The organism is Klebsiella sp. CTHL.F3a, from assembly GCF_019890895.1.
GTDB classification, from domain to species: Bacteria; Pseudomonadota; Gammaproteobacteria; order Enterobacterales; family Enterobacteriaceae; genus Klebsiella; species Klebsiella grimontii.
The window spans coordinates 5,091,749-5,113,418 of sequence record NZ_CP082360.1; the positions used below are offsets into that span (position 1 = coordinate 5,091,749).

Genomic DNA, 21,670 nt, shown 5'->3' on the forward strand with positions numbered 1-21,670 from the left:
GATTAGCCCTACTTATTTTAAAAAATCGCTGACCGCAATTAATAAAATGGAAAGAAAATGGGCAGCAAGATAAAGCTCACAATTACCGATATCAACATAAGCGGCAAGCCAACTTTTACATAGTCGACAAACTTATATCCGCCGGCGGAAAAAATCATCATATTGGCAGGCGTTCCCACTGGCGTCGCATAAGCGCATGAACAGCCGATAACAATCGCCATTAACACCGCCCGAGGATCGGCGCCCATCGAATGGGCAATAGACAGGCCAATCGGCATTAATAAAGCCGCCGTTGCCGTATTCGACATAAAATTGGTTAAAATACAGGAGATGATTAATACGGCGCTTAAAAGTAAGAAAGGCGAGGCCTGGTCCCCGAGCAAATCTATTATTGAGCGCGCCATGATCGCCCCAGCACCGGTGGTTTCCAGCGCCTTTGCTAGTGCCAGAGTGCCGCCGAACAGGAAAATCGTTTGCGAGTCGATGGCCTGGTAGGCCTGTTTTTCAGTAATCACCCGGGTAATAACCAACGATAAAGCACCAATCGAACCAATAATCGCAATCGGTATACCAATGCTCTTTTCGAAGATCATGCCCAATACCGTCGCGATCAATACCGCCAGCGCAATCACCTGCTTGTACGTCGGGCAATCGACCGTCCTGATGCTTTCAACGCCGTGCTTCTGGAGCGTATTTTTGTCGGGTAATATCCGGTAGCCGATAGTCACAAAATAGAGAATACCGCAGGCTAACATGGGAATACCTAACTTAGCATATTCAAAAAAGCTAAAACTTTGGCCAACCTGTTCCAGCGCCGATTGCGCGATCAGGTTGCCGGGTGAACCGATCAGCGAAAGATTTCCGCCCAACGCAGAGGCACACGCCAGTGGCATAAGCAGTCGAGAGCGGGCGTACCCTGATTTTATCGCTGCGCCTATCACCACAGGAATTAAAACCGCCGCCGTGCCGGTATTGGACAATACTCCGGAAAGGATCCCACAGACTAACATAATGATGACAATGAGCTGCTTTTCGCTCCGCGCATAACGCGTCACAATACCGCCAATCTTATCCGTTACGCCGGTTTCAAATAAGGCTCCGCCAACCACAAACATTGCCACAAACAAAATGACATTTTGATTAATAAAACCGGAAAATGCCGTTTGCACATCAAAAACGCCGGTAACAACCAAGGTAATACAAACAATCATGGCCGTTACAGCCAAAGGGATTTTTTCCCACACAAACATTACTACAGAAAAAACCAATAGCGACAATGTAATCGTAACTGGAGACATAAATATATCACACCTCACCTTATCAAAGGCCATATAATCATATTTAAAATCAGGTAACTTCACCCACACTTAAACGCTCAAATAAAACAACAGAAAAGCTCCATGCCGCTCTGAATAATAAATCTTGCCCATGGGCATCCTGCGATGCCCAGGTAATCCATCATTTTCTCAAGAATAGTTTAAATTACCTTCCAGGCGATTAATATTTCCCACCACCATACCCCTAGCGTGATTTGCAGGAGGAAAGTAAGTAACGCTAATATTCCACCGATAATCCACCATGATTTAATATCATTATAGCCAACGCCAAAAATAACTGGCCCTGCAGCCCCGCCGTAGTGGGTTACCATGCCACCATAAGAGTTGCTGAAGAGTAAGGCCAGCGCGGTTAGCATGACCGGCGCGCCAGAAACATTCGCCAGCATGGCAAAGACCGGTACCATGGCGACAATATAAGCGCTACCCGACGCAAAGAAGTAACGAACTAAAATGCTTAAGGCAACAATAACGATGAAAGCAACATTACCATGACCGTTAAATGAAATATTATTTTTTAATAATTCAGCCAGCCATAAGAAAAAGCCAACTTTAGAGAGCAGGGAACTTAAACCAATAATACCACCGTACCATATGAGCGTATTCCACCCCCCCTTATTCTTAATCACGTCATCCCAGGTCACGATTTTCAATACCAGCATCAGCGCCATTACACAGATTGCAACAGTAGACTCATTGACCCCCAGGGCGCTGCTGAATACCCAACCGCCGAGCGCAAGAACAAAGAGGCAAGACAGCATCTTTTCCCGCACCGTCATGGGCCCCAAAGCGTCTATGCCTGTCTGAGCGATCTTTTTATTATCAACTCGCTTTAATTCTGGCGGATATAGCTTGTAGGTAATCAGCGGCGTCAGCAGCAACATAATGATGCCAGGTAGTCCAGCGGCCAGCGCCCATCCTCCCCAGCTCAATTTTATGTGGCAAATATCTTCGATCATTTTCAGCGCAAGGATATTCCCGGCCATAGCGGTGAAGAACATGTAGCTGGTCGTTTTAGTGACCATATAGATGTTCAGCATGAGGTAATGGCCCACGCGCTTCGCGCTCCTCTCCGGCTCTGACCCTAAGGCGACGGCGACACTATTGATTATGGGTAAGACGATGCCGCCGGCACGGGCCGTATTCGACGGCGTGGCGGGCGCCAGAATCAGGTCAAGAAAAGCGGTAACATAGCCCAGGCCCAACGTCGTACTACCAATTTTGCCGATCAGAATATACGCAATTCTTTTACCCAATCCGGTAATGACAAATGCCGCGCTCAGAGTAAATGCAGAAAACACCAACCAGGTGGTACCTGATGAATATCCGCTTAACACGCTGGCCGCTTTTATCGAACCGTCGCCTAAATTTCCCACGACCACCATTGATGCGGCTACCGCGATCAGGAGGACCACGGGCTCAGCAAAGGGTTTAATGACTAACCCGACGATCGCTGCCAGATAGATACCGGATAATACCCAGGCAAGTTTTGATAACCCTTCTGGCGCTGGGAATAAACTGATGAGTAACGGTATTGCTATTATAACAAGCAGCTTCCATAATTTATTCTTTTGCATTTCCATTCTTTCCCTGTAATCAATATTTAAGGATGCTGGTGAAACGTATTCACATCACTCCCCTCCCCGATTCCGGGTATTTTTATAGATACTAAGAGAGTGGGTATTTATTCGGGAATGTAAACCGTTCCTGAAAGGATCTTCCGCGCGGTGCGAATAACCGATGCGCGGATATTTTCTGGGCGTTCAGCAGTCTGACTTAAGTCGACTTCAATACCGCCGCTGGGATGTTCGACTTTAATGATTCCGTCGCCTGATAGATTCGTCAGTTCATTAGCAATGGTTTCCGGAATAATACATGCGCTTGCCAGACCGATAGCACCGGTAATCGCCAGCGATTTATGGCAATTATGCGGCATAAAATAGCGTACGTTTATACTTCCGCCACTTAGCGCAGGAGAAATCAGAACCGGTTTAGGGATAACCATATTAGTTACATCCCCAAACCCCATCGCCTTGCCAGCCTGGATACGAATAGATTCAAGCGATTTTAATAACGCGCTATCCCGATCTAATTCACTTGCAGATTCATATCCGGTTTTGCCCAGACTCTGAGCCGGGATCACCACCATGGGCATCGCCATATCAATACAGGTCACTCGCACATTATCGAATACGTCCATGCGATTACCTGTCGGAAAAAGGCGTCCGGATTTTGCCCCCGCCGCATTCAAAAAAGTCAATGCCACCGGCGCAGCGCGGCCCGGAACGCCATCGATTTGGCTATCCCCTTCATAGATAACCTTTCCTTCAGGTGTTTGAACGTCAGCATCAATAAAAGTATTGGTGTTCACGTTTCTTATACGCACTCGCGTAACCGGAGACGCCGCCTCAACTAACCCATGCTCAATCGCAAAGCCGCCTACCGCACACAGCATATTGCCGCAGTTTGGCGTCGTATCCACCCGCCGTTCATTGACGATGACCTGAACAAACAGATAATCGATATCCGCTTCTTCGCTAAGCGAGTGACTGATAATCGCCACCTTACTGGTTTGTGGGCTCCCTCCGCCAATGCCGTCAATTTCCAGCTCATGACCCGAGCCCATGATCGCTAATAAGCAGTCATCACGTTGCTGAATATCCTTGGGTAAATCATCTGCTAATAAAAAGGCACCTTTCGATGTCCCGCCACGCATTAATACACAGGGAATGCTCTTCATAGCATGTTCCTTATTCGCTAAGAAATAGAAGAATGGTGTAAAACGGCTTCGTGAATTTAATTGGTTTTATGTTTTTTAAGATTTTTATTTACTTAATTAACGGCCAAAACAATCACCTCAGGCATTTTACAAATTCATTCTACTTGCAAGAATTTCACCGGTTGATAAAATTTTGCCATAAGAGTTATTCCTGCTGAGCATTAATTAAAAAATACTCCCGCTTAATAATGACTTGTCATCTACTTAGAGAAACGCTTATTAAACCCTACGGAGCAATAATGAAAAATGAACTATCCGGTATGAAAGCCTTTGTCACGGTTGCGGAGCTTGGCTCATTTAGTAAAGCAGCCGAGCAGCTCAATCTCACGCAACCCGCGCTGACCAAAAAAATAAAAAAAATAGAGGGTAATCTGAACATTGCGCTGTTCGAACGAACCACGCGAAAAATTGCGCTTACTCAGGCCGGAAAAATGCTTCTCCCAAAGGCCAAAGCGTTGATTGCCAGCCTTGATGCGGCAATATTTAACCTCAACGATTTAACGTCTCAAATACATGATACGGTGACGCTATCTTGCATTCCGACCGCCGTATTTTACTTTTTACCGCGTGCTATCGTGCAATTTAATCAAAGCTATCCCAACATCAAAGTACGAATTTATGAACAAGGTATAGAAACGTGCATGAACTCAGTACGCAAAGGCGATGTTGATTTTGGAATAAATATGAACTTCATCACATATCCAGACATCGATTTTATCCCTCTGGTGAATGAACCCTTCGTTCTGGCGTGTCGGCAAGACCATCCGCTGGCGGGGAGACAATTAGTCGAGTGGCGTGAACTGGTGAGCCAAACCTTAATCGGCGTCAGGAAATCAAGCGGCAACAGACAGTTAATCGAGAAATGCCTGGCGGATAAGCCCTGGCGACTGGATTGGTTTTATGAAGTCCGACACTTGTCGACCTCGCTCGGTCTTGTCGAAGCCGGGCTGGGCGTCTCAGCGCTCCCCTGTCTGGCGATGCCCCATAGCGGCAACAGCACCGTCGTGAGCGTTCCGCTTGTCGAGCCGGTGATCCGGCGCACGCTTGGTATGATCCGCGTAAAGAACCGGCCCCTTTCCGCGGCGGCAGAACGATTAGCGTCGCTACTACTGCTGATGTGGACCGATGAAGCGGGCACGTTATGGCGCAACGTCGTCGACCCCATTCAAAACACCTGAGCACCATGCCCGGCCGCTTTATTACCGGGCTAGGGCGCCAACGCAATCACCTCGGCCGCCCAGCGCTGAAATCCTTCGACATCCAGCCCCAGCGCCACCTGCGCATTTGCCGGTTGGCCAAGTTTACCTTCGATATCCACCACCGTGGTGCCTGAAGTCCATGTACCCTGGGTTTCTACCGCCACGAAGCACGGTGCAAGGGTAAAAAGCTGCGGGCGAACCAGCCACGCAATCGCGCACAGGTCGTGCATACGCAGACCGCTGCTCATGCTGCCGCTACGGTAGTGGCTAAACAGCGCGTGCAGCATTTTCCCGGTCTGATTCAACGTCGGCAGAGTGGCGAGATAATCCGGCGCCAGCATCGCCTGATTAGTGACGTCCAGCCCGCACATGACGATATCCAACCCGCTGTTGAACACTTTAGCCGCCGCTTCCGGGTCGATGGCGATGTTAAATTCCGCGTTCGGCGTAAAATTGCCGCGCCCGGCGGAGCCGCCCATGATCACCAGGCGACGGATATTAAAGCGGCATTCTGGGTACTGGGTCAGCAGTAGCGCAATATTGGTTAGCGGGCCGATCGCCACCAGGGTCATCGGCTCCGGGGCGTGCATCAGCGCGTCGCGGATCGCCTGAAACGCCGGTTTCGCCAGCGGCTGGCGGTGATGTTCAACGAAATCGTAGCCTTCCATCCCGGACTCGCCGTGCACCGAGGCGGCGTCGCGCAGAGGGCGAACCAGCGGCATCGACGCGCCCTGGGCCAGGGGAACATCGGCGTTCCAGAAATGCAGAAGCTGAAGGGCGTTGCGGGTCGTTTTCTCCACCGACACGTTGCCCGCTACCGTGGTCATCAGCTGCAGATCAAGCTCGGGGGCGAATAGCGCGGCGGCAATCGCCGCGGCATCATCAATGCCGGGATCGGTATCCAGAATGATAGGTAAGCGCATCGTTTCTCCATAAAAAATGCCAGACGTTAAGTCTGGCATCTTCTCATACTGCAGCTGAAAAGAACTTACTCTACTTCACGGACATCTACGCGCAGCTCTTTCGGCACCTCGAAAACAATGTTCTCTTCGCGGCCTTCCAGCGGCACCGCATCGCCACCGCCCAGCTCCTGCAAACGCGAAATCACATTCTGTACCAGGATATCCGGCGCCGATGCGCCCGCGGTCACGCCGACGCAGCCCGCTTCTTTCACCCAGGCTTCCTGGATATCGGTCGCGTCGTCAATCAGATAGGCCGCTTTTCCCATCCGCTGGGCCAGCTCGGCAAGGCGGTTAGAGTTCGAGGAGTTCTTCGACCCCACCACCAGCACCACATCGGCCTGCCCGGCCAGCGCGCGGACGGCTTCCTGACGGTTAGTCGTGGCGTAGCAGATATCATCTTTACGCGGCCCGACGATTTTCGGGAAACGCTCGCGCAGAGCGTCAATCACGTCGGAGGTATCGTCGACGGAGAGCGTCGTCTGGGTCATAAACGACAGTTTAGCGTCGTTTTTCACGTCCAGCGTCCAGACATCGTCCGGCGATTCCACCAGGTACATTCCCCCCAGCGGGTTGCTGTACTGGCCCATGGTGCCTTCGACTTCCGGGTGACCAGCGTGGCCAATCAAAATGGATTCTTCGCCGCGACGGCTGGCGCGGGCGACTTCCATATGCACTTTGGTGACCAGAGGACAGGTGGCGTCAAACACCGTCAGATCGCGGCTTTTCGCCTCGTTGCGAACGGCCTGAGAGACGCCGTGGGCGGAGAAGATCAGGATTGCGCCGTCCGGCACTTCGCTAATCTGCTCGATAAAAATCGCACCGCGTTGACGCAGGCTGTCGACAACATAACGGTTGTGCACGACTTCATGACGCACGTAGATCGGCGCGCCGTATAGCGTCAGCGCGTTTTCAACAATGCTGATAGCGCGGTCAACGCCTGCGCAGAAGCCGCGCGGGTTAGCCAACAGAATCTGCATCTTACCCCTCCAGCGCCGGATCGATCTCCAGCACGTCAACATCAAAATGAACGGTACGCCCAGCCAGCGGGTGGTTGAAATCAACGGTGATCGAATCGCCGTTCACTTCGCGGATCACGCCGGGCATTTCGCTGCCATCCATTGCGGTAAAGAGCATAATCGCGCCGACTTCCGGCTCGCCCGCGTCGATAAATTCCCGGCGCGAGAAGTATTGGATCAGGTCCGGGCTCGGTACGCCAAATGCAGCGTCCGGCTCCAGCGAAAAGGTGGTTTTATCCCCTTCTTTCAGCCCCAGCAGATGCTGTTCCAGGCCTTCAGAAAGCGAGGTATCGCCCAGGCGAAAGAGCGCGGGTTTACCGTTATTGCGGGTTGACTCTGCGGTGGAGCCGTCGTCGAGCTTTAAGGTGAAGTGCACCAGCACCGCACTGTTGCTCTGTACTGATTTAGACATGCAGGTTGCTCACTTGTTTTACCCGGCGGCGGTGGCGCCGCCGGGCGAGTTTTGTTACGCCTGTTTCTTCGCTGCCGCGTTCGGTAAGAAGCCTTCCAGCACGATCAGCGCCGCGCCGATACAGATAGCGGTATCGGCGAGGTTGAAGGTGGCGAAGTGCCAGTTCCCGACGTAGAAATCGATCATATCGACGACAAAACCATGCCACAGCCTGTCGAATAAATTCCCCAGCGCGCCGCCAATAATCAGCGCATAGGCAATGTTATTCAGCTTCTGCGTCGCCTTAGAACGATACATCAGCACCGCGAGGATCACGCAGATACCGATAGCGATACCGGCGAAGAACCAGCGCTGCCAGCCGCCGCTGTCGGCAAGGAAGCTAAAAGCCGCGCCATAGTTGCGCGCATAGTGCAGATTAAGCGATGGGAACAGCGATACCGTATCCCCCAGAGCAAAGTTCTGGAGGATCAGGAATTTACTGCCTAAATCGATAATCAGCACGGCTACGACGACCCACAGCCAGCGTAGCCCCGTTGAACAAATCGGTTTACTCATCAGGCAAACTTACGTTTTTCGCCGTCACCGGCGATGTTGCTGACACAGCGTCCGCAGATATCCGCGTGTTCCGCCACCTTGCCGATATCCGTGGTGTAATGCCAGCAGCGCGGGCACTTGTCACCTTCGGCTTTGCTCAGCACGACTTTCAGGCCTTTCAGCAGCTCACTCTGCCAGGCGTCGGCCGGAGCCTGCGCATAATCGGCAACTTTCGCCCCTGAGGTCAACAGGACAAATCGTAATTCATCGCCCAGCGCGTTCAGCTTCGCCGCCAGATCGGCATCGGCGTAGAGCGTCACAGCCGCCTCCAGTGAGCCGCCAACCTGCTTATCCGTACGCGCCTGCTCAATGACCTTATTGACTTCGCCACGCACCTTCAGCAGCGCGTCCCAGAAGCCGTCGTTCATCGCTTCGTCCGCGTCCAGGCCAAACAGGCCGGTATACCATTCGCCGGTAAAGACGTATTTCTCGCGGTCGCCCGGCAGGTAACCCCAGATTTCGTCAGCGGTAAAAGACATGATCGGCGCCATCCAGCGCACCAGCGCTTCGGCAATATGGTACAGCGCGGTCTGGCAGCTACGACGCGCGATGCTGTCCGCCTTGGTGGTGTACTGGCGATCTTTAATGATATCGAGCCAGAACGAACCCATTTCGATGGAGCAGAAGCGCATCAGGCGCTGCACCACTTCGTGGAAATCGTAAGATTCGTAGGCTTTGACGATATCGTCCTGCGCTGCTTGCGCACAGCCTACGGCCCAGCGGTCCAGCACGACCATCTCTTCCGGTTTCACCATGTCTTTTGCCGGGTCGAAGCCGTTGAGGTTCGCCAGCAGGAAGCGCGCGGTGTTACGGATACGACGATAGCTGTCGGCGGCGCGTTTGAGGATCTCGTCGGAGACGGCCATCTCGCCGGTGTAGTCGGTGGAAGCCACCCACAGGCGCAGAATATCCGCCCCCAGCTTGTTCATCACGTCCTGCGGAGAAACGGTGTTGCCGATGGATTTGGACATCTTGCGGCCCTGACCATCAACGGTAAAGCCGTGGGTCAGTACCTGGCGATAAGGCGCTTTGCCCTTCATCGCGGTAGAGATCATCAGGGATGACATGAACCAGCCGCGGTGCTGGTCGGAACCTTCCAGATACATATCGGCGGCGTGACCGGTAAATTCCGGACGCACGTCAACAACGGAGGAGTGGGTCGACCCGGAGTCAAACCACACGTCCAGCGTATCCGGCACCTTCTCGTAGCTATCCGCGTCGGCGCCGAGGATATCGCGGGAATCGAGATCCCACCACGCCTGAATGCCGTCGACTTCTACGCGTTTAGCGACTTCTTCCATCAGCTCCAGCGTACGCGGGTGCAGCTCTTGCGTCTCTTTATGCACGAACAGCGACATCGGTACGCCCCAGGTGCGCTGACGGGAGATACACCAGTCAGGACGGTTGGCGACCATCGATTCGATACGCGCCTGGCCCCAGTCCGGGATCCACTGCACGCCTTTGATTTCGGAAAGCGACTGCGCGCGCAGGCCTTTTTGATCCATGCTCACGAACCACTGCGGCGTGGCGCGGAAGATGATTGGCGTTTTGTGGCGCCAGCAGCACGGGTAGCTGTGCTGCATTTTTTCAACGTGCAGCAGCGCGCCTTTTTCTGACAACAGCGCAACGACAACCTCGTTGGCTTTGAAGACGTTTACGCCGTCCAGCGTCGGGTAAGTTCCCGGCAGATAGGCGCCGTCCGGGCCAACCGGGTTAGCGACTTCCAGACCATATTTTTGACCGATGACATAGTCATCCGGGCCGTGGCCTGGCGCGGTATGTACCGCACCGGTACCCGCGTCCAGCGTGACGTGATCGCCCAGGATCGCCGGGACGTCGAAATCGAGGAACGGATGCTTAAAGCGCATCAGCTCCAGCTCGGCACCGTTCACCACCGCCAGGATGGTGTAATCAGCAATGCCGGCGCGCTTCATCACGCTTTCGACCAGGTCTTTCGCCAGGATCAGCGCCTGACCGTCAACCTGCACCAGCGCATAGTCAAACGCCGGGGAGAGGGAGATGGCGCGGTTCGCCGGCAGGGTCCACGGGGTGGTGGTCCAGATAACCAGAGAAACCGGGCCGTTGACGTCCGCCACACCGAATTTTGCCAGCACCGCCGCTTTATCGGTCGCGTGGAACGCCACGTCGATGGACGGGGAGGTTTTGTCGTAATACTCAACTTCCGCTTCCGCCAGCGCTGAGCGGCAGTCTACACACCAGTGCACCGGCTTAGCGCCTTTGTGCAGGTGGCCGTTGCCGATGATTTTACCCAGCGCGCGGATGATGTTGGCTTCGGTTTTGAAATCCATGGTCAGGTACGGGTGCGACCAGTCGCCGAGCACGCCCAGACGGATAAAGTCTTTACGCTGTCCATCAACCTGGGTGGCGGCGTATTCGCGGCACTTGGCGCGGAACTCGGCAGCGGTGAATTTCTCGCCCGGCTTGCCGTACTCCTGCTCCACTTTCAGCTCGATCGGCAGACCATGACAGTCCCAGCCCGGTACGTACGGAGAGTCATAGCCCGCCAGCCCTTTGGACTTAACGATAATGTCTTTCAGAATCTTGTTAACCGAGTGACCAATATGAATGCTGCCATTCGCATAAGGAGGGCCATCATGCAGAATGAAGGTTTTTTTGCCTTTTTTGGCTGCACGAATGATGCCGTACAGGTCATCATCGGTCCAACGCGCCAGCATTCCCGGTTCACGCTTGGCGAGGTCGCCGCGCATCGGGAACCCTGTTTCCGGCAAATTCAGGGTCGATTTATAGTCACTCATCAGATTCTCGGTTCCGTATTTCGGTTTGATAAACACCGTCAGGGTTATGCCTGTCCGGTTAGCCCAAAGAAGTCGCGGGCCGTTAACTCATCACGTGCGATTTGCGTTTTTAGTTCATCAAGCGACGCAAATCGCTGCTCGTTACGTATTTTTTTACGCAGTATTACATCTATATGGCGACCGTAGAGGTCCATTACAACATCCAGGAGATGAACTTCCAGCTGCTGACGCACGCCGGATACCGTTGGACGAGTACCAATGTTGGCGACCCCCATAAACGGTTTGTCGCCAAGCCCTGTCACTTCTACCGCATAGACCCCTTTTACCGGGGAAACCTGACGGCGCAGCGGTAAATTCGCCGTCGGGAAGCCTATTGTGCGCCCGAGCTCATCGCCGTGCACTACGCGCCCGGAGATGGTAAACGGATGCCCCAGCAGCGTCTCCGCGAGGGGCAGATCGTCGTCAGCCAGCGCCTGGCGCACCGCCGTGCTGCTGATGCGCACACCGCCTTCACAGAAGGTTTGGGTGCTGGTGACGTCAAAGCCATACTCCACGCCGGCTTTTTGTAATAACAAAAAATCCCCCTGGCGACCCGCGCCAAAGCGGAAATCATCGCCAACGGCGAGGAACTGGACACCCAGTTGGCGGACCAGCAGTTCGCTGATAAAGTCCTGGGCGGTCAATGCGGCAAAGCGCCGATCGAAGCGCACGCACAGGACGTAATCGACGCCGCTTTCGGCCAGATAGTTCAGCTTCTCACGCAGGCGCGTTAATCGCGCCGGCGCTTTATCGGCGGCAAAAAGCTCAAGCGGCTGCGGTTCAAAAATCATCACCACCACCGGTAAGCCACGCTGGCGGCCTTCTGCGCGCAAACGCTGCAATAATGCCTGGTGCCCGCGATGCACGCCGTCAAAATTTCCAATGGTCAGCACGCACCCGTGCGGGGCCTGACTGAGATTATGTATGCCGCGTATCAGCTTCATGTCTGGCTCAAAACAGTGAAAATCGTCCGAGTATACCTTGTACAACTGGCGACGTTAACCAGCGATTGCACCTCTTCACTGAAAGATCCCGGTAATTCATTCACTCAGCGCGAGATTGCGGGAAAATCTCTCCGGCGTCGTCGATTTTTATGGTCGAAAGGCTGTATTCGCCAGCAACAAGCTGGTAGAATCTTGCGCCATCACTACGTAATGAAGCGTTGTTAGTTTGAACGACGCTTATTTGCACAAATCCATTGACAAAAGAAGGCTAAACGGGCATTCTCCTCGGCCTTTGAATTGTCCATATAGAACACATTTGGGAGTTGGACCTTGGCTAATATCAAATCAGCTAAGAAGCGCGCCGTTCAGTCTGAAAAGGCCCGCAAGCACAACGCTAGCCGTCGCTCTATGATGCGTACTTTCATCAAGAAAGTATACGCAGCTATCGAAGCTGGCGACAAAGCTACTGCACTGAAAGCATTTAACGAAATGCAACCAATCGTGGACCGTCAGGCTGCTAAAGGTCTGATCCACAAAAACAAAGCTGCGCGTCATAAAGCAAACCTGACCGCTCAGATCAACAAACTGGCTTAATCGCCCGCGCGTTGTCGCTTTGAAAAAAACCCGCGAAAGCGGGTTTTTTTATGTCTGCCATTTATTACGCTGGAGCCTGAACCCGGCCTCGGCATTTTCCTCATGCAGCCCTATGACTGAGGCGGCGTAAAAAGCGCCGAATAGTCACGGTTACAAATCCGCTGCACCGCCGGATGCTGGATCATTCGTTCCGCAAAGATGGCGTGATACTCCTCCATAACGTTGTCCATGCGCCCGATCTCAACTATCGATTCATCGCTATAAAAATCATGCGCATACAGCGTCGGCGCAACGAATATCGCATTGTGCGCCGCGCCGAAGGCCTTCATCAACGCCGCATCGTCGAACTCGCCCAGAATTTCCACCTGTAGCCCCTGCGAATTAAACCAGTTGAGCAGCTTGCGCCCTAGCATGGAACGACGGCCGGGGATCAGCAGCCGACGTTCTTCCAGACAGCCAGGGAACGGTCTTTCCGGCGGCGGATTCATGCACCAGAAGCTCACGCTACACTCGCCAATTTTTACCGAAAATAACCCTTCCTGCTGGGTGGAATCGATGGGACAGTCGGAGATGATCATATCGAGCTTATGCTGGCTTAGCTGCTCAAGCAGCATTTCATGGGTCGACTCGAAACAGCGTAAATGGATCTGTTCGTTATCGACGACGGCGGCATCCAGTACGCCGCTAACCAACCGTTTCGACAGCGCGTCCGCGACGCCAACGTCAAACAGCAGATTCGACTCTTTACGATAGTTAACGATATCGAGCATTTCCTGGCTTAGCGTAAACATGCGATCCGCATAGCGGAATACCAGTTCACCTAATTCGCTAGGCTCCAGCCCTCTTCCTTTGCGCTTAAACAATTTCCCTTGCAGGCGTTCTTCCAGGGCCTTAATTTGCCCAGTAATGGTCTGCGGCGTCAGGAACAGCGCTTCAGCGGCACCGACAACGGAGCCTTCTTTGTAGACGTGCCAGAAGTAGTACAGGTGATTGTAGTTGATGTGCGACATGCTTCTCTCCCTGATAATGTCAGGAGAGCCGTAGCCGGCTCCCCGTGAGATGTTAAGCCGCGTAGCCCGAATCCGTTACGCGCTTACGCAATATGATGTATCCCGTGACGGCCGATAGTATAGATCCAATCAGGATGCCAAGCTTGGCCCAGTTGATCAATCCGGGGTCGACGCTGCCGAAGGCCAGGGTGGCAATAAAAATCGACATTGTGAAGCCAATCCCACACAGGATGCCCACCGCCATAATTTGCCTACAGGTGGTCCCTTCGGGTAACGAGGCCCATTTCAGCTTCAGCGCCAGCCAGCAGAATACGCTAATACCCAACGGCTTACCGATAAACAGCCCGGCAATGATACCCAACGGCAGCAGTGAGGTCAGCCCTTCTACCGTGACCCCTTGCAAAGAAACGCCCGCGTTAGCGAAGGCGAACAGCGGCAGGATCAGGAATGCCACCCACGGATGCAGCACGTGCTCAAGCTGCTTCGCCGGCGATTTACCGTTCTGCTCTTTTAGCGGGATCATAAAACCGACAATAACCCCAGCCAGCGTGGCGTGCACCCCCGACTTAAGAACCGCGGTCCAGAGTATGGCGCCCACCAGGATATAGATCCCGGTACGCCGTACGCCGCACAGATTTAATGCCGTCAGCACAACAATGGCTCCAGCGGCGACAACCAATGACACGACAGAAAGGTCGTGTGTATAGAACAACGCAATAATAATAATTGCGCCCAGATCGTCAATAATGGCCAGCGCCATCAGGAAAATCTTCAGCGCAGCGGGAACCCTATTCCCCAGCAACGCCAGTACGCCCAGCGCGAAGGCAATATCGGTGGCTGCCGGAATCGCCCACCCTTCTCTGGCAATCGAATCCTGGCCGTTAAACGCCAGGTAGACCAGTGCCGGAACCACCATTCCGCCCAACGCCGCGACGACCGGAAATACCGCCTGGCGACGGCTGGCTAATGCTCCCTGATTCATTTCACGCTTCACTTCAAGGCCGATAAGCAGGAAAAATACCGCCATCAGCGCGTCGTTAATCCACAACAGCATGTTCTTGTTGATCTCAAGCGCGCCGACCTTCAGCTGAACCGGCGTCTCAAGAAAAGCGTGATACCAACCGCTAGTCAGGCCGACGTTGGCCATTAGCATAGCCAGCGCCGCGGCGATGATAAGAATGATGCCTCCGGAGGCATCACTAGTAAAAAAACGATGCAGATGTTTCACTTTTTATAATCTCTTTATGGGTAATACTTCGTAATTACTATCCTACTTCGCCAGAATCATCGTTAAAATTAGATTATACATGATAAATAGATCGGTTTTTACGAATCCAAAAAAAACCCGAGACATATCGGGCCTACCTGCTGTCATCGCGTCCTGGAAAAACTTAATTATGGATAGAGTTCCATTTTGTACACCCGGAAACTAATAAAGACCCCGGAAAATCCGGGGTCTGCTGATATTGACGTTAAAGAGATTAATACGCGCCGAGGTCGGTCCAGGTCTTACCCGCGCCGCAGTTCAGATCCGGCTGATTGCCCTGGGACCACCAGTTCACCTGGTAGTTGTGGCCTTTCCAGCTCACGATCTCGAAAGTGCCCCAGTTTGCGCCATAGACGGTATTCGCATCCCACAGCGGGTACGGCGTCGTGGAGTCATCAGGTTCCGGGGTTGGCTCAGGAGTCGGTTCCGGGGTCGGCTCAGGAGTCGGTTCCGGGGTCGGTTCCGGAGTCGGCTCAGGAGTCGGTTCCGGGGTCGGTTCCGGAGTCGGCTCAGGAGTCGGTTCCGGATCAACGCTGCTTGCCGCAGGTACGACCGTCAGTACAAAGCGCTGCTGAGTGGACGGCTCATTGTGAACGTCACGGACAAACAGGGTGAACTGGAAGTCGGTGGCTACTGTCACTACAGGCGTCACAAACTCAATCACTTGTGCCGTTTTATCAGCGACGTCAATCGCTACCGGTACGCCCCAGCTGAAGCTCAGCGCATCATGGTCTTCATCCGTGGAGCCTGCGCCTGACAGCTGCACGCGGGAGCCGCCAACAACGAGCAGTTCAATCGCTGCTTTTGGCGCATGGTTGACCTTATCGCTATCGTCATCGTTATCAGCCGGATCGACGTTGATACCTTCAAAGTAGAACGGCTCCATATCGATGACTTCTTTACTCATCTGGTAACCCAGACCTTCACGCGCCGCATTTACTAGCACGCCGTTATCCTGGTCGATAGTCCAGGTAAACAGGCCGCCCAACCCCCGTTTCGCTGCATATTCTCCTTTAGCTTTCACGGTACGCGGCGTATCCAGCGACATGAACAGTTTTGACTGCGGGTTATAGAGATAATCAGCATTCGCGACTTTATCGGTATAGACGTTGAAGCCGTTGCGTCCTTTCTGATTTTCCAGATCCAGATAGTTATAAATGGTGTCGTACCATTCGGTGCAACCGGATTCAAACGAGCCGGTAGTGGTACCTTCGCCTGGTTTGTAGGTGCCTTTCAGCGGAGAGAAGCTCTCAATCTCGACGTTACGGCCGTTGCGGGTATAGCCAGCGTAGCCTACGTTGATGCGGTCAGCCGGGAAGCCTTCGCCGATCAGATAATCAACAACCGTTTCAACGCTCCACCCGCCCGCGGTCAGCGGAGAGAGGTTGGTGTGATGAGTCAGCGTTTCCGCCCATGGGGTGCCGAAGAAGTCATAGGTCATCACATTGATGCCATATAGACCAGCTTCCAGCAGCGCTTTCACGTTGGAATAACCCAGCGTCTGAACGACGGCGGAGCTGGCGATAGAAATTTTAACGTCGCTGCGGCCAGCTGCATCCAGCTGTTTTTTCAGCTCTTTGATAAGCAGCGCATAGTTATCGCCATCTTCCGGACCGAATGGGTTGTTATTGCCCGCATTGTTCGGGTATTCCCAGTCAATATCCACTTCGCTGAACATCGGGAACTGTTTGAACAGTTTTACCACCCCAGCAGCAAACGTTTTACGCGCCGCATCGGTTTTCGCCATTTCATGGAAAGCGTTACTCATGGACCAGCCGCCGATGCTCATAGACAGCGCCAGCGTATGCCCCAGTTGTTTTGCTTTCGCCTGCAGATCGCGCAAACCGCCTAAAATACCGTGAGTAGTTTGTTCGGTGACGGTCATTGGGTCGACATCCCAGCCGCTGGTAGACTGGTTGCAGTTCACATAAGACTGGAAATCGCCCCACGGATCGAGGAAAGTCGGCTCATGAGTGGTTTTACCGGTCTGCGCCGCCGCGGTTTCGATGGTGTATTGCTTCTCACCTTTATCACCAACAATACCAATAAAGCCAAAAATAATTTTGTCGTAAGCCAGCGGATCAACGCTCGCCAGGTCGTAACCCCGACCGCGGTTATTCGGGGTGTCCTGTCCCTGGAGGCGACCATCATATTGTGACCAGTCTGTATAGTAACCAAACACTTTCGGTTTAGCGGCTTCGGCTTTATAGACGTTATATACCGGTTGCGCCACGCGGGCAGACGTATAGCTATACTTGCTGTCTTCAGTAGCAGGATAAAAACTATCTGCTGCATTACTGGTTTCAGTCAGAGCATCACCCTTAATTAATTTGCTGGTAGCCATGATATATTCCTTTTCAATGTAAATAAATTAGCAGTTCGTTCTGCGAGACAGATAATCCATTTTCATCGATGGCATAGCTAATCACTAAACCTCACATGAGAAATTGATTTTTAAATTATGCCTACCTGGTAACAATCACTCACATCAAAATAAACATATCGCGCATTAGGTTAAAAAAACATGAATATCTTAAACATACCATTTTTTCTTAAAGAATATTAAAAAGGCAGTTAAATAGAATTTAAAAATGCTTAAAAGCTGTGATGCAACCAATAAAGCTGCAAGGAAAAAGACGAATATTAAAAATGAAATATGGAATAAGAAAAAACTGATTATTAATATTCTAACCGCTCTCGCACACTCGGATAAAAGGACATGATTGTGAAAACATACATCATCAATGACGATTGCATTTTCAATGAACGGAAATATGAATTAAGAAATGTCTCTAACTCATTAGTCATCAGAATGACCGCAATGCGTGCCAGATGTTTAAGCTTCATTATTGAACATGCACAGGAGGAGGTAATAGGCAGACAGGAACTGACTACGGCGCTGTGGGGAAGCCGGGGAAATTATGTTAATGATGCCAACCTGACGCAGATCCTCTATCTCATTCGCAAAGACCTCAAAACTTTCGGTATCAATGATCTGTTGATTACCATCCCTCGCAAGGGCATCCAGGTTAACGATCAAATCTCCATTGCAGCGGCAGATTCAGAGACCAGCACAAAACCAGCATTGACCATCATGCTCTTTTGCAAAAAAATCCTGGCCCTCTTGTTCCCTCGCGGACAAAAACGCCCCTTTTTCTGACTTATTAAGGAGATACAGATGAACCCTATTCTTGACGGCATTCTCAACCTCGAGGGTGACTACGTTAATCATCCAAAAGACCTTGGCGGGGAAACCCACTGGGGGATCACTGAAGCGGCCGCCCGCGCAAACGATTACGTAGGCGATATGAAAGAGCTAACGCGAGTTGAGGCGTATGGCATTCTTGAAAATATGTACTGGATCAAACCCGGATTTGAGAAAATTTCCCGGATCTCATGGGCCGTGTCGTTTGAATTATGCGATGCCGCGGTAAATATCGGCCCGCATTTTCCCTGCACCTGGCTACAGCGCTGGCTGAACGCATTAAACCGAGAACAGCGTTTTTATCAGGATATTAAAGCCGATGGGATTATTGGGAAAAGGACCCTGGAGATGCTGAGCACTTTCCTCGATATACGAGGCAAAGAGGGTGAAGAGGTTCTGCTGAAGGCCCTTAACTGTAGCCAGGGCGCTTATTATCTCAGTATTACGGAGAGCCGACCTGCAAATGAAGAGTTTATCTATGGCTGGCTAAAAAATCGAGTTACATAACTTCGTCCTACTGGCAGCTAACAAAACGTTGCAGCCACCAGTAAACGAACAAGGCTCATATGAGCCTTGTTCATTTGTACGATATTATTTAAATAAATCATTACTATTTAATATCTGCCGGACTTTTGTCCCCACGATTTTTAATATAGGTACAGCGAATACCCCTCCGATACCGGAAAAAAGTAAAATCATATTAAGGCTTAAGCCTTTTTCAATGGCGACAGCGCTAACCAGAAAGCTGGTAAAACAGGAAATAACAATTTGCGCCAGGCAACTGATAATACCTTTGTGCAAATGGTTGGCTTTACGGGCATTTGATTTCATCAAATAGCTGACGAAACCACCCCATGCACCGGTTGCGATGACGGTAAAAAGAATTTCCATTTCAAGCAGCATCGCCTTCGGCGTTTCAATCTGAGCGGGAACTGACATATACGACTCCTTATGATTATGACACACTCTGAATCTACCTCTGTTTAAACAAAGTACAGAATCAAAAATAATCATTAAGCGTCCTTTGACGGCCACTACTGCCCTTTTCAACGGCGAAATGCCGAGAGCGTATGCAGCATTGTCACCACTTCTTCAATATTCTGACTCTTACGATTCTTTTTATGCCAGTAAGCATAGATATTAATGGGTTTAAACGTCATCTCGCCAGGCGGTTGGATAATATTAATATTATAATTGCGGTTATTTTTATAAAATATTGCAAGCTTAACTGGCATTAACGCTATCAGCGAGGTGCGCTCCACAATACTGATGATACCGGTGATCGAATCACTCTTATACCCTTTCAGCCTGTGGCCCTGATAAGCGATCTCGCTGTCATATAAGTTTTCGTCATTAATCATCATTGGGGAGAATAAGCTGGTTTGATAGACGGCATGACGGGAAGAAAAAAAATTATGCAAGGATAGCTGTGACAGTTCGCTCAACAAACTATCTTCACTACAGATACAACAAAAATCTTTAAAGCTATCAATAAAGCGACTCTCAAACGCCTCATTGTTGATCGCTTCAGTACTTATCGCGAGATCGCAATCGCCGGAGATGAGTAAGCTTTTCATCTCCTCATTATCTCTGTTTCGGTTAGAAAAATGCCCGAACAGATAGCGATCGAATACTTTTTCATCGTAAAGCTGTGAAAGATAATAGTTTTCGGTAATGTCACCGCCAAGAATAGTGATTCGGTTCTCCTCCTGATGCTTACGCTCTGGGGTTAATGCCATCCTGACGAGGTCGATGACCTGACGAAAACTCTGGTGCACTTCCAGCGCTTTCACCGTCGGGATCAGCCCGTTTTTGCCCCTGACAAAAAGTTCCTCATTATAAAAAAGCTGCAGTCTGGTTAGCGCAATGGAAACAGCCGCCGGTGTTACGGATAATCTTTTTGATGCTTTTGTCACATTTCCTGCCGATATAACGGCATCCAGTACTTTCACCAGATTATAATCAAAATCTTTTTTAAGATTTCTTGCGTTCACGTGCCACCACCCTGGAATAAATAAATACAATATAAATAATTATTTAAGCCATGCATATCATATTCATTCAAAATGTACATTATTAGTATCAAAAAAAATCATATGTAAAAATGATATTTTTGCGCACTGCACTGCTCATTTTTCATACATCTTTAGATGGGTATTTATGCAGGCACAATAAAATTAACTATGTTTCAGACAAATAATATTACCATAATAAACAAATAATAATATTATTACCGCAAAGGTGAATATTTATTACAGAGGAGACACTTTTTTATTGCCAATGCGCAAGATATAAAAAAACCCGAAATAAATTTCGGGTTTTTTTATATAAAGTGATGATTAACGCGTCAAATCATCGAAAAATTTCTTCACACCATCGAAGAAACTTTTGGAGCGTGGACTATTCTTCTCACCCGTCGGCCCACCAAAGCTTTCCTGAAGATCTTTCAGCAGCTGCTTTTGTTTATCGTTAAGACCAACCGGTGTTTCGACGACCACGCGGCACAGCAGATCGCCCTGCGCACCACCGCGCACGGACTTCACGCCTTTGCCACGCATCCGGAACAGCTTCCCTGTCTGCGTCTCGCCAGGCACCTTAAGGTTCACACGACCGTCCAGCGTCGGGACCTCAATCTCGCCGCCAAGGGCGGCCATAGTAAAGTTAATCGGTACTTCACAGTACAGGTTGTTGCCTTCACGCTCGAAAATGGCGTGCTGCTTAACCTGAACCTGAACATACAGATCGCCTGCTGGCGCGCCATGCTCGCCGGCTTCACCTTCTCCAGCCAGACGAATACGGTCACCGGTATCGACGCCCGCCGGAATCTTAACCGACAGCGTTTTGGTTTTCTCTACGCGACCATGACCATGACATTTATTACATGGATCTTTGATCAGCGTACCGCGCCCCTGACAATGCGGACAGGTCTGCTGCACGGCGAAGAAGCCCTGGCGCATCTGTACCTGACCCGCACCGTGGCAGGTAGGACAAGTCTGCGGCTGACTCCCCGCTTTGGCGCCGCTGCCGTGACAAACGTCGCACTCTTCGAGCGTTGGGATACGGATCTCTTTGGTGACTCCGCGAACCGCCTCTTCTAAGGTCAGTTCCATGTTGTAGCGCAGGTCTGCCCCGCGCGCTGCGCGCTGGCGACCACGACCGCCGCCAAAGATATCGCCGAAAACATCGCCAAAGATATCGCTGAAATCCGCGCCGCCGCCAAAACCGCCGCCGCCGCCCATGCCGCCTTGCTCAAATGCGGCGTGGCCGTACTGATCGTAGGCGGCGCGCTTCTGGGCATCGGTCAGGACTTCATACGCTTCTTTGATTTCTTTGAATTTAGCTTCAGCCTCTTTATCACCCTGGTTACGGTCCGGGTGATACTTCATGGCCAGGCGCTTATACGCCTTTTTGATTTCACGCTCTTCCGCCGATCTGGAAACGCCTAAAATCTCGTAATAGTCTTGCTTTGCCATTGGTGTTTTTCAGCCCCTTAACATGCGTGCACGGGCGGAGAGGAAACCTCTTCGCCCGTGCCAGT

Annotated in this window: 19 protein-coding genes; 4 read left to right on the forward strand and 15 right to left on the reverse strand. The window is 51.4% G+C overall.

Annotation, left to right across the window (positions count from 1 at the left end):
* Positions 1-38: 38 nt before the first annotated feature.
* The 3 genes from K7H21_RS23830 to K7H21_RS23840 all read right to left on the reverse strand — a co-directional run bounded on the left by K7H21_RS23830 (position 39) and on the right by K7H21_RS23840 (position 4,074).
* Positions 39-1,331, reverse strand: a complete 1,293-nt coding sequence (locus K7H21_RS23830; protein ID WP_370516963.1) for an SLC13 family permease — start codon at positions 1,329-1,331, stop codon at positions 39-41.
* Positions 1,332-1,477: 146 nt separating this feature from the next.
* Positions 1,478-2,911, reverse strand: coding sequence for an anion permease (locus tag K7H21_RS23835; protein WP_032742245.1), 1,434 nt, complete (start codon positions 2,909-2,911; stop codon positions 1,478-1,480).
* A gap of 107 nt (positions 2,912-3,018) precedes the next feature.
* On the reverse strand, positions 3,019-4,074 hold the full coding sequence (locus K7H21_RS23840; protein WP_223035404.1) for a 4-oxalomesaconate tautomerase: 1,056 nt from the start codon (positions 4,072-4,074) through the stop codon (positions 3,019-3,021).
* A gap of 278 nt (positions 4,075-4,352) precedes the next feature.
* On the opposite strand from K7H21_RS23840, the gene K7H21_RS23845 reads away from it, so the two are divergent.
* Entirely contained in the window at positions 4,353-5,291 is a 939-nt protein-coding gene (locus K7H21_RS23845; protein WP_004128780.1) for a LysR family transcriptional regulator, read from the forward strand.
* Positions 5,292-5,320: 29 nt separating this feature from the next.
* Here K7H21_RS23845 and rihC read toward each other — a convergent pair whose 3' ends face one another.
* The 6 genes from rihC to ribF all read right to left on the reverse strand — a co-directional run bounded on the left by rihC (position 5,321) and on the right by ribF (position 12,056).
* On the reverse strand, positions 5,321-6,235 hold the full coding sequence (gene rihC, locus K7H21_RS23850; RefSeq protein ID WP_004098488.1) for a ribonucleoside hydrolase RihC: 915 nt from the start codon (positions 6,233-6,235) through the stop codon (positions 5,321-5,323).
* A 65-nt stretch (positions 6,236-6,300) separates the two neighbouring features.
* The gene (gene ispH / locus K7H21_RS23855; protein ID WP_004128779.1) at positions 6,301-7,251 is read right to left on the reverse strand and encodes a 4-hydroxy-3-methylbut-2-enyl diphosphate reductase; all 951 of its coding nucleotides are present in this window, start codon (positions 7,249-7,251) and stop codon (positions 6,301-6,303) included.
* A 1-nt stretch (position 7,252) separates the two neighbouring features.
* Positions 7,253-7,702 carry an FKBP-type peptidyl-prolyl cis-trans isomerase gene (gene fkpB, locus K7H21_RS23860; protein WP_004128778.1) on the reverse strand — a complete coding sequence of 150 codons (450 nt, stop codon included), beginning with the start codon at positions 7,700-7,702 and terminating at the stop codon, positions 7,253-7,255.
* Between the two features lie 54 nt (positions 7,703-7,756).
* Positions 7,757-8,257: a signal peptidase II gene (lspA, locus tag K7H21_RS23865; protein ID WP_004098485.1), complete on the reverse strand. Its 501-nt coding sequence runs from the start codon at positions 8,255-8,257 to the stop codon at positions 7,757-7,759.
* On the reverse strand, positions 8,257-11,073 hold the full coding sequence (ileS, locus tag K7H21_RS23870; protein WP_004128777.1) for an isoleucine--tRNA ligase: 2,817 nt from the start codon (positions 11,071-11,073) through the stop codon (positions 8,257-8,259). Before ileS ends, lspA begins: the two co-directional genes overlap by 1 nt.
* Positions 11,074-11,117: 44 nt before the next feature.
* Complete coding sequence (gene ribF / locus K7H21_RS23875; RefSeq protein WP_004128776.1) at positions 11,118-12,056, reverse strand: bifunctional riboflavin kinase/FAD synthetase; 939 nt, start codon at positions 12,054-12,056, stop codon at positions 11,118-11,120.
* A gap of 330 nt (positions 12,057-12,386) precedes the next feature.
* Here ribF and rpsT point away from each other — a divergent pair, with 330 nt between their 5' ends.
* Complete coding sequence (rpsT, locus tag K7H21_RS23880; protein WP_003018940.1) at positions 12,387-12,650, forward strand: 30S ribosomal protein S20; 264 nt, start codon at positions 12,387-12,389, stop codon at positions 12,648-12,650.
* Positions 12,651-12,760: 110 nt separating this feature from the next.
* Here the strand turns inward: rpsT and nhaR are convergent, their stop codons facing one another.
* From nhaR to K7H21_RS23895, 3 genes are all read right to left on the reverse strand, one after another.
* Positions 12,761-13,660 carry a transcriptional activator NhaR gene (gene nhaR / locus K7H21_RS23885; protein ID WP_049115939.1) on the reverse strand — a complete coding sequence of 300 codons (900 nt, stop codon included), beginning with the start codon at positions 13,658-13,660 and terminating at the stop codon, positions 12,761-12,763.
* 52 nt (positions 13,661-13,712) lie between these two features.
* Positions 13,713-14,888 (reverse strand): Na+/H+ antiporter NhaA, encoded by a 1,176-nt coding sequence (gene nhaA, locus K7H21_RS23890; RefSeq protein WP_004128772.1) that lies wholly within the window; start codon positions 14,886-14,888, stop codon positions 13,713-13,715.
* A gap of 253 nt (positions 14,889-15,141) precedes the next feature.
* Positions 15,142-17,271: a glycoside hydrolase family 18 protein gene (locus tag K7H21_RS23895; protein WP_223035405.1), complete on the reverse strand. Its 2,130-nt coding sequence runs from the start codon at positions 17,269-17,271 to the stop codon at positions 15,142-15,144.
* A gap of 381 nt (positions 17,272-17,652) precedes the next feature.
* Between K7H21_RS23895 and K7H21_RS23900 the strand changes: the two genes are divergently transcribed.
* Both K7H21_RS23900 and K7H21_RS23905 read left to right on the forward strand, forming a co-directional pair.
* Positions 17,653-18,087, forward strand: a complete 435-nt coding sequence (locus tag K7H21_RS23900; protein WP_032742243.1) for a winged helix-turn-helix domain-containing protein — start codon at positions 17,653-17,655, stop codon at positions 18,085-18,087.
* An 18-nt stretch (positions 18,088-18,105) separates the two neighbouring features.
* Complete coding sequence (locus K7H21_RS23905; RefSeq protein WP_049115936.1) at positions 18,106-18,639, forward strand: glycoside hydrolase family 108 protein; 534 nt, start codon at positions 18,106-18,108, stop codon at positions 18,637-18,639.
* A gap of 84 nt (positions 18,640-18,723) precedes the next feature.
* Here the strand turns inward: K7H21_RS23905 and K7H21_RS23910 are convergent, their stop codons facing one another.
* The 3 genes from K7H21_RS23910 to dnaJ form a co-directional block, all read right to left on the reverse strand.
* Complete coding sequence (locus K7H21_RS23910; RefSeq protein WP_004128764.1) at positions 18,724-19,071, reverse strand: phage holin family protein; 348 nt, start codon at positions 19,069-19,071, stop codon at positions 18,724-18,726.
* Between the two features lie 107 nt (positions 19,072-19,178).
* Positions 19,179-20,126, reverse strand: a complete 948-nt coding sequence (locus K7H21_RS23915; protein WP_004128762.1) for a LysR family transcriptional regulator — start codon at positions 20,124-20,126, stop codon at positions 19,179-19,181.
* Between the two features lie 345 nt (positions 20,127-20,471).
* The gene (dnaJ, locus tag K7H21_RS23920) at positions 20,472-21,605 is read right to left on the reverse strand and encodes a molecular chaperone DnaJ (RefSeq protein ID WP_004128760.1); all 1,134 of its coding nucleotides are present in this window, start codon (positions 21,603-21,605) and stop codon (positions 20,472-20,474) included.
* Positions 21,606-21,670 lie beyond the last annotated feature (65 nt).

Coding starts and splice junctions, on each gene's coding strand:
- K7H21_RS23830 (WP_370516963.1), bottom strand. CDS start 1,331: ATGGCCTTTGATAAGGTGAGGTGTGATATATTTATGTCTCCAGTTACG.
- K7H21_RS23835 (WP_032742245.1), bottom strand. CDS start 2,911: ATGCAAAAGAATAAATTATGGAAGCTGCTTGTTATAATAGCAATACCG.
- K7H21_RS23840 (WP_223035404.1), bottom strand. CDS start 4,074: ATGAAGAGCATTCCCTGTGTATTAATGCGTGGCGGGACATCGAAAGGT.
- K7H21_RS23845 (WP_004128780.1), top strand. CDS start 4,353: ATGAAAAATGAACTATCCGGTATGAAAGCCTTTGTCACGGTTGCGGAG.
- rihC (WP_004098488.1), bottom strand. CDS start 6,235: ATGCGCTTACCTATCATTCTGGATACCGATCCCGGCATTGATGATGCC.
- ispH (WP_004128779.1), bottom strand. CDS start 7,251: ATGCAGATTCTGTTGGCTAACCCGCGCGGCTTCTGCGCAGGCGTTGAC.
- fkpB (WP_004128778.1), bottom strand. CDS start 7,702: ATGTCTAAATCAGTACAGAGCAACAGTGCGGTGCTGGTGCACTTCACC.
- lspA (WP_004098485.1), bottom strand. CDS start 8,257: ATGAGTAAACCGATTTGTTCAACGGGGCTACGCTGGCTGTGGGTCGTC.
- ileS (WP_004128777.1), bottom strand. CDS start 11,073: ATGAGTGACTATAAATCGACCCTGAATTTGCCGGAAACAGGGTTCCCG.
- ribF (WP_004128776.1), bottom strand. CDS start 12,056: ATGAAGCTGATACGCGGCATACATAATCTCAGTCAGGCCCCGCACGGG.
- nhaR (WP_049115939.1), bottom strand. CDS start 13,660: ATGTCGCACATCAACTACAATCACCTGTACTACTTCTGGCACGTCTAC.
- K7H21_RS23895 (WP_223035405.1), bottom strand. CDS start 17,271: ATGGCTACCAGCAAATTAATTAAGGGTGATGCTCTGACTGAAACCAGT.
- K7H21_RS23905 (WP_049115936.1), top strand. CDS start 18,106: ATGAACCCTATTCTTGACGGCATTCTCAACCTCGAGGGTGACTACGTT.
- K7H21_RS23910 (WP_004128764.1), bottom strand. CDS start 19,071: ATGTCAGTTCCCGCTCAGATTGAAACGCCGAAGGCGATGCTGCTTGAA.
- dnaJ (WP_004128760.1), bottom strand. CDS start 21,605: ATGGCAAAGCAAGACTATTACGAGATTTTAGGCGTTTCCAGATCGGCG.